This is a genomic window from Parapedobacter lycopersici (assembly GCF_040395035.1).
GTDB lineage: Bacteria > Bacteroidota > Bacteroidia > Sphingobacteriales > Sphingobacteriaceae > Parapedobacter > Parapedobacter lycopersici_A.
In genome coordinates this window covers 21,689-30,381 of the sequence record NZ_JBEBRB010000030.1, presented here as the reverse complement: position 1 = coordinate 30,381, position 8,693 = coordinate 21,689, and the positions used below count along the sequence as shown (strand labels likewise).

Sequence of the window (8,693 nt, the reverse complement as noted above, 5' to 3'; positions counted from 1 at the left end):
CCGAACTGTTCCCGAAGGGTTCCCGAGCCATACCCGAAGCGTCCCCGGACCGCAGCCGAAGGGTTCTCGACCCGCGGGTTGCCGGTTCCTGCCGGAGACCTTGGCGACTAATCGATTTTCGGGCTTTGGAATCCCAGTCGTTTCAGCCCATGCTGTATTTCCGGTGCGCGCATGAACAGTTTCCACAGCAGACGACTGCGGTAATTTTCGATCATCACCACAATCGGGCCCTGGTCAATCGCGAGGTAACGTTGCGGAAACCAGTTTTCGGTTTCGCTGTAGGCATCGTAAAAGCCGTACTCTCCCCATAGGCGGTCGCCAAGCGTTTCATAGAAATAGCGCAGCACCTGCATGCTGTACTCCGGCGTGTAGGGAATGGATGATAACGCCGCCGTTGGCGAAATGACACCAAGGTCGTTATCGGGGTGGTGTGCGGCATACCCCTTTACGGAATAGCTTGCGGTAAACCCCCAGGCGTTTTCACCATATCCCTTATAGCCGTTGGGGTTACGGAGCGCATGTGCCCGGTTGATCAGCGCATGGTTTGTGTTCAGTTGCCAATAGTCGGCATACCGGTCTTTAAGTTCCCTCGGGTCTAACCCCAGATACGAATAATGTGCCCAGAAAAGGGGGCCGACAGCGTCTTCGGGAGCGTTATGCCGCAGGATCACCGGAATCCCGTATTTTTTGTCGGCGGAAACAATGTCCCCCCCGCGGGCCCAGCCGTTGTGGTAAGTCGAAACCGGGATCGGATGCGTGGGCGACGAAGCCGCCAGTACGTAGGTAATCAGGCATTCATCGTAGCCCTGTATGGCGTGGTTCATGCCCCATTGGTGGGTGGGGCTCCAATGCCAGAAGAGTACATCCTGGTTATTCCGGTAAAAGTCCCAGTCGATGCCTTTCCAGAGGCTGTCGGCCTTTGCAGCGATTTCCCGGTTGCCATCGTCTACGTCATTTCTAAAGTACTCGCGCACGCAGATCAGTGCCTGTGCCATGAAAGCGGTTTCCACCAGGTCACCGCCATCGTCGCGGTCACTGAACGACTTGGTCCTGCCCGTGGGGCCGTAAAGCCAATGGGGCCATGCACCGTGGTACCGGTCGGCTGCCTTCAGGTAATCCATGATGTGCTTCAGCCGGTCGGCGCCATCGGCTTTGGAAATAAATCCGCGTTCCATACCTACCAGCAGGGCCATTACGCCGAAACCACTGCCACCAATCGTAATTACGTCCCGATCGTTCTGCGGATATTCGCCATCGAGGTGTATGCGTTCACGGGCCAGGCCGGACGTGGGCTCAGCTCCTTCCCAAAAGTAGCGGAATGTCTGGCGCTGTACCAGCGAAAGCAGCGAATCGTCCGTTAATGGCTCCGGGTTAGCCGACCCGGACCGGGCGGTTTCCCGTCCGCCGCAGCTGCCCGCCAAGAGTAAAAATCCGGCAATGACGATAAAAAGGCCTGCATGCTTCATATGGAAGGTTCCGTGTGCGCGCGTGTTCATCAGAGGATTACGGATAGTCGGGGTTTTGTTCCAATACGCCGCCCGAACGGTCGATTTCGATCTGGGGAATCGGGATGAACCGATGCCGCTGCTGGTAACTGGTTTCTCCCGCCGCATGCATCGTTTCGACATCGATGCCCCAGCGTACCAGATCAAAGAACCGCTCATTCTCCATGCCCAGTTCCACCTGACGTTCGTGGCGGATGGCCTGGCGGAGTTCTTCCTGATCGCGGGTTGTTACTTCGGGGAGTACGCCGCTGTTCGCGCCCCGGGCCCGTGCGCGTACCTGTTCCAGGTAATCCAGCGCCAGGTCGATATTACTTTCCCCGCCGATTTCATTGGCGGCTTCGGCAGCCATCAACAGTACGTCGGCATAGCGTATCACCCGGAAATTGAACCATTCGCCCTGCCGGCTTCCGGCTGAAGCCCGGATAGACGGATTGGTATACACCTTTTTATTCCAATACGGGCGGTCCAGCCCTCCGGGTATCCGCTCGCCGTATGGTGCATTCACACTGTCGGAATAAAGCACGGTAACGTCTTTACGCGGATCACCCTCCTCAAACGCATCCAGCAGCACCGGGTTAGGGATGTTCCACCCCCACCCCAGGTTAAAGTCGCCGGCACCCCGGAGTCCCTGGCGGCTGGCATAAGTAATTCCCATCTCCCGGTTATTTTGTGTGTATACCGCCTGTATCTCAAACACCGATTCGCGGCTGTTTTCGCTTTCTTCGCGGAATATCATGTCGTAGGGAACGCTCAGGTCATACTGTCCGGAGCCGATAACAGCCTGCGCCGCGCCCAGTGCACCGCTCCAGTTGCTGCGGGCGAGGTATGTTTTTGCCTGCAGGGCATATGCCGCGCCCAGGGTAAGGCGACCCGTAAAACGATCTTCCCAGGTGAGGGGCAGTACGGCTGTGGCTTCCTGTAGGTCTTCGTCGATAAGCGCATAGATTTCGGGGATTGTCGACTTGGGCACAATGGCCTGGTCCTGCGTAACGATGGGAAAGTCAATTTTGGGCACTTCACCAAATGTACGCACGAGGTTGAAATAAGCAAAGGCGCGCGCAAATTTGGCCTCCGCTACATTGATTGCCGTCAGGTCCGTTGGCGTAGCAATGGAGTCAGCCGCCGCCAGGAGGTTGTTGGCCAGTGCAATCAGGCTGTAGTGGTTGGTCCAGTAATTATTAACCAGCCAGTAATCTTTGGTATATCCAAAATGATCAAAGATAGGTGCTGCGGCTGCCTCATCTCCGGGTCCGCCGCCAATATCCGCGTCGTCCGAACGGATGTTGTGGATGGCAACGTAAGGCAATCCGCTGGTGCCCTCGCTGCGCAGTCCGGCATAGATGCCGAAGGCCTGCCCTTCGAGTGACCCGGCAGGGATGTCATCCTCCGTCAGGCGGCCAAGCGGGTCGCCACCCAGCCAGCTTTCGCCGCATGCTGTGAGCAATGCGGCAGTGGCCATCAGGCAGGCAGACGCGATGAGGATGTGTTTACGGATGTATATCGTTTTCATGGCCAGAGAATTGGTAGTTAAAAATTGAGGTTAACGCCAAACGTGTAAATAGCAGGGACGGGGTAGGTACCATTATCCACGCCAAATGCGATGGCGGATCCGCCGATCTCAGGGGTATATCCCGTATTCCGGGCAAACGTAAAGGGGTTTTGTGCATTGACAAAGAGGCGCATGCTTTTCAGCCGCAGGCGGGTGGCCAGTTCGGATGCAAACTGATAACCCAGCTGGATGTTCCGTATGCGGACGAAGCCGCCACTTTCAATAAAATACGAAGAGATCAACCGGTTGTTGGCCCTTGCGGTATTTCCGATCGGCTCCCAGTTGGAGGTTCCCTCGCCGGTCCAGCGGCCCAATCGGTCTTCCTGGAAGTTGAACTGGGCGAATTGATTGCGGTTCCAGTCGCGGAAGATGTCATTGCCCTGCACCCCCATCAGCTCGATACCCAGGTCAAACTGCCGGTAAACGACATTCAGCGCGGCGCCATAAGTAAAGTCCGGAGTCGGATTGCCGATCAGCGTGCGATCCTGTTCATTGATTACGTTATCTCCATTGACGTCCTTGTATTTGATGTCGCCCGGGAGCACCTCGTTGATGGTATTGGTGGGCGAATTGGTGATATCCGCATCGTTCTGGTAGATGCCGTCGTGTACATAGCCATAAAAATAGCCAATTGGGAATCCAACAGCAGTCCGCGATGCATCCCGTATAATTTGATAGCCTTCGTCAACCAGGCTTTCCACGTTATTAGACAGGGTGGTAAGGTTGGCGGCTATGGTAAAAGAAAGATCATCGGTGAGCTGCTGGTTCCATGATGCGGCCAGTTCCACGCCACTGTTCTTAATAGATCCCTGGTTCCGCAGGCCCGGCTTGGTACCCAGTGCGCCGGGAACCTCCACCATAATGTGGTCCGTCAGTTTACTATAGTATACCCCTTCCAGCGTCAGCCGGTTTTCAAAGCCCGCGAGTTCAAAGCCTGCCTCCCAGGCTGTCACCGTTTCCCATTGTAAGTTGGGGTCTGGAATGTATTGTGGTTCGTAGGCGGGAAAAACGTTGTCGCCGAAAACGGCCGAGCTGTTGGCCACCAGCAGCGGAAACATCGGGTATCGGTAGTCGTCACCGGTATTCTGGTTGCCCAGCACACCCCAGGACCCTTTTAGTTTGAGGTTGTCAATAAAGCTTTCCGTTCCCCAGAAGCGCTCTTCGCTGATTACCCACGCAGCACCGATGGACCCGAAATTCTGCCAGGGGTTGTTTTTGATGAACGCCGAGCTGCCATCGCGCCGGAATGAGGCATTCAGCAGGTATTTACCGCCGTAATTGTAGAGTACCCGTGCCAGGTAAGAGATGGTCCGCCGTTCCCAGGCGGTACCGTTTCCGGTCTGTGAATCACTTGCCCCGATACCGACGTACCATTTATCCGGGTCGTTGGGAATCGGGTCGCCGCTGCCCTGCGTCCGCGACGCGGTGACCTGCTCATAGCGGTTACTGTAAGTAGTGTAACCCACCAGGGCGGTCAGAGAGTGCTCACCGAACGTGTTTTTATACGTCAGCAGCCAGTCCGACTGGATCTTGGCCTCGGTGCTCTGCGCCTGATTCACCGTAGTTACCAATCCGACGCGGTCCGTTTTGTCCTCCCCTGCCAGATCGGGATTATAAAAGTTGATCAGTGGAATGTAGGAACGTTCGGGATTAAATCCATAGTCGACCAGGAATGACGTCCGGAAGGTGAAGTGCTGTAGAAAATCGATTTCCCCGAAGATACTTCCCACACCCCGGTATTGGTGGCGGATATTCGTGTTTTTCCGGTACTCGACATTGGTCAGCGGATTGCTGATCTGCGCCCGCTGGAAATCAGGGAGGGTATGCAGTAACCCGTAAGCATCATTAAATACCGGGGCGATGGGTGCAGCCCGTAGGGCACTTGCTACGGCAGCGTCTGTAAGGCTGTTGGGTGTCGGCAGGTCCGAACGGTAACCGCTGAAATTGATTCCTACCCGGAAATTTTCGGTAATGTTCAACTGGTCGTTAATGTTCAGTGTTATTTTTTCAAGCTGCTCGTGCTTAATTACTCCCTGATCGAGTGTATAACCAAGCCCCATGTAAAACCGGTTGTTTTCAGAAGCACCGCTTACGCTGAGGTTGTTATAATTTAACACGCCCTGCCGGAAGATCTGGTCCTGCCAGTCGGTGTTTGCGGCCCAGTTTTCGTAATTGAACGGCGGGCTTCCCTGGTTGGCCAGCTGCTCGTCGTACAGCTCGCGGAATTGCGCGGCATCGGTCATCGCCATCCGGTTGGTCACGTGTTTGAGGCCGACGGTGGAATTGAAATTAAAATTGAGCTGTCCCGCTTTTGCCCGTTTGGTGGTAATTGCGATAACCCCATTTGCTCCCCGCACCCCGAATATAGCCAATGACGAGGGGTCTTTCAGGATTTCCATGGATTCGATATCGGCAGGATTTAAGAAATCGATGTTGTCATTCAAGATCCCGTCTACCACATACAGCGGACGCACGTTGTTGATGGAATTGGTTCCCCGGATGCGCACATCCGGTTGGGCTCCGGGCCTGCCGGAATTGACCACCTGGACACCCGCCACGCGACCCTGGAGAGACGCCACCGGGTTGGCTGAAGGCCTGTCGGCAACCTCACTGCCGCTGACCTGCGCGATGGAGCCGGTCAGGTCGCGTTTTTCCGCCGTGCCGTACCCGATGACCACTACCTCCTCCAACGCAGTCCCTTCATCCTCCATGGTCACGTTCAGCGAGGTCTGATCATTTATGGGAACTTCCTGTGTAGCAAAACCTAAAAAGCGAAAGACCAGGGTGTCGGCACCCGCGGCCTGGATGGTAAAATTGCCCGCAGCATCCGTTTGGGTGGCGGTGGCAACACCTTTTACGGTAATGGTCACACCCGGGAGTCCCTGACCGGTGGCACCGTCAATGACTTTTCCATTCACGGCGGGTTGCTGGCCATAGGCCATCGTCCACACCCATACCGACAGCAGGCAACTGGTAAGTAAATTCTTCATATTGACATAATAGGTTCAACATGTTAGTTCTGCGGTAGGATGTTTTGTGTACAAATGAACTTGTCCTAATAAGTACAATTGAATGCGGCATATGTTTTCACGATATGAAATGTTTTATGGAAAGCGCCTGCGGAAAATAAAAAAACCGCCCCGACGCATGTCGGGACGGCGAACCACAAATTTGATATGCCCAAACACACTAAGGCATACTGATACGGCTTTTTTCCTCACTTTGGGTGTCGGAATGGCGGGCGCCGTTCTTCAGATTTCCAAAGTTATAGGTGAAGGTAAGCCGCGCAACCCTTGTTTCGGGGCGTTGGTTAACCAATACATTCAGGTTGGCATAGCTGGTCTTTACGTCATATGCACGCGTATTGAACATATCGCTTACGGAGAGTTTTAAACTCGCTTTTTTATCGAAGAACGACTTGTTCAATCCGGCATCGACGGACCACCGGCTGCCAATACGATAAATGCTGTAAACGAGAGCCGACTGGTAATTAACGGATGCTTCCGCAGAAAAGGATGGGGTAATGTTAAACGTATGGTTGTTGCGTACCTGCAGCGCAAATTGACCCTGCTTTAGGTAAGAAGCACCAAGCTGCCCATCAAAACTCATATAAAAACCGTTGAGGTTGGTGCTTGTATTCCACCACTTGGCGAACTTAACGGGGATATTCAGGTTGGTATACCACACGGCCTGTTTAGCCAGGTTATCGCGGGTCACCCAGGTCGATTTTGTTTCGTCGTCCTGCATCATGGACTCCGCAATAACGTCATTGGTGAGGCTGTATCCTGCCGTCAGGTGGTATTTTTCCATCAGGGTATACGAGAATTCAAATGCATGGGTGTATTCCGGTCCGAGGTAGGGATTACCCTGTTCGGACGTGTATTGATCCAGGAAATAAGCAAACGGATTCAGGTTCCCGTAATTGGGCCGGTTGATGCGTTTGCTGTAGGAAAGACCGGCCTGGTGGTTGTCTGCGATTTTATAATTCACAAAAATGCTGGGAAAAAAATCGACATAGTCCCGTTGTACCCGGTTTTCCAGCGTAATGGAATTGCCGTCGGACCGGGTATATTCGCTGCGCAGGCCCGCCTGGATGCCCCAGTCACCCAACTGGGTGCTGTAATTGAGGTACGCGGCGGCCACCTGCTCTTTATAAACAAAGTGATTTGTCCGCCCGGCATCGTTCTGCCAGGCGCCGCCAACCTGGTTTTCAAACACCATGTCATTATCTGCTTCCACGTCGCTGTACTTCAGTCCGGCTTCCATCTTGCTGTCTTTGCCCAACGGATGAGTGTAATCCGCCTTGGCCACGCGGATATCGACGATGGTGGGCATGTTACTGCGCGAAAGCAACGGAGATCCTTTGATTTCACCCGAGGGCAGGAAAAACGTGTTGTTATAGTTGGCCCGGTTTTCATTGTTGAAGCGGGAGATGTCAACATCTGCCGTCAGCTTACGCCCGTTGCTGTCAATGGTAAACTGATTGTTCAGGTTGATCGCGAAGCTGGTATAACGGCCGTCGAACAACGAGCTTGTCAGCAGCGTGGAGTCCGGTGAGGCGATGTTGGTTCCAATGGATGTGCCGCTGTTATTGTTATTGTCGCCGTTGGTTGCATAGCCGCTCAGCTGCAGGCCCAGCACGTTGCGGTCAGAGGTGTTGTAATCCACGCCCGCCCGGAAGGAGTGATTCCGGTTTTTGCGGTTAAATTCCGTCAGCTGGTCAAAGCTCGTCGCGGCCTCCGCCGTCCCTACCGTCCGGAAAATCCCGATGTCCTGTCCGGAAACATTGTTCATGTAGCTGTAATTGCCGAAGAGATTTACGTTGCCGGCCTTGTGGTTGATGTTGAGCGAGGTGTTTGCCTTATGCCCCCAACCGTAGCCGGTGCCCAGTGTCAATGTGCCGTTGGTGCCGGTCATTTTGTTCTTTTTCAGCACAATGTTGATCATTCCGGCCGTACCGGATGCATCATATTTAGCGGATGGATTTGTAATCAGTTCGATGGATTTAATGCTGTTGCCGTCCGTACTCCGGAGCAGGTTGGCCAGTTGAGCCGCGGATAAGTACGTTTGCTTGCCATCGATCATTACGGTGACGCCCTGTTTGCCCATCAGGCTGATGTTGTCGTCTTTGTCTACCGTTATGCCAGGCGACCGTTCAAGGATGTCCATGGCGGTATTGCCGGCAGCGAGGGTGGAGTTTTCCACATTAACAACCAGCATATCCGGTTTCCGTTCCACCAGTGGACGTGGCGGCGCATCGATCGTCACCTCGCCCAGCACGGTATTTTCGGGTTTCAGCACCAGTGGCAGGAGTTCCCTGATATGGCCGGAGGACGTGATGGCAACGGCGCCGCTGACGGCATCTACATAGCCTACAAGTACAGCCTTTACCCGGTAATCACCGGGACCGACGCCTGTGAAGGCAAACTGTCCCTGCGTATCGGGGAAAACAGTCTTCACGACGGAAGAGTCCCCGGCATCCAGTAGGTGTATTGTTGCCAGGCTAAGCGCCTGTTGCTGTTCGTCGGTTACGCTGCCGCGGATGGCGGACTGCTGGGCGTTTGCCGGTGGTGTTGCGCCGAAACAAGCCAGCGCTATGAGGAGGTAAATTAAGGTTTTCATTTTTTTCGGAAGACAAA

The 8,693-nt window shown here is 54.3% G+C and carries 4 protein-coding genes; all 4 read right to left on the bottom strand.

The genetic code is table 11. The annotated features are described in order from the left end of the window. Positions 1–107: 107 nt before the first annotated feature. The gene (locus ABWO75_RS08140) at positions 108–1,466 is read right to left on the bottom strand and encodes a glucoamylase family protein (RefSeq protein WP_353184394.1); all 1,359 of its coding nucleotides are present in this window, start codon (positions 1,464–1,466) and stop codon (positions 108–110) included. Between the two features lie 37 nt (positions 1,467–1,503). Then, positions 1,504–3,015: a RagB/SusD family nutrient uptake outer membrane protein gene (locus tag ABWO75_RS08135; protein WP_353184392.1), complete on the bottom strand. Its 1,512-nt coding sequence runs from the start codon at positions 3,013–3,015 to the stop codon at positions 1,504–1,506. Positions 3,016–3,032: 17 nt separating this feature from the next. Then, positions 3,033–6,044 (bottom strand): SusC/RagA family TonB-linked outer membrane protein, encoded by a 3,012-nt coding sequence (locus ABWO75_RS08130; RefSeq protein ID WP_353184390.1) that lies wholly within the window; start codon positions 6,042–6,044, stop codon positions 3,033–3,035. A 199-nt stretch (positions 6,045–6,243) separates the two neighbouring features. Further along, the gene (locus tag ABWO75_RS08125) at positions 6,244–8,676 is read right to left on the bottom strand and encodes a TonB-dependent receptor domain-containing protein (RefSeq protein ID WP_353184388.1); all 2,433 of its coding nucleotides are present in this window, start codon (positions 8,674–8,676) and stop codon (positions 6,244–6,246) included. Positions 8,677–8,693 lie beyond the last annotated feature (17 nt).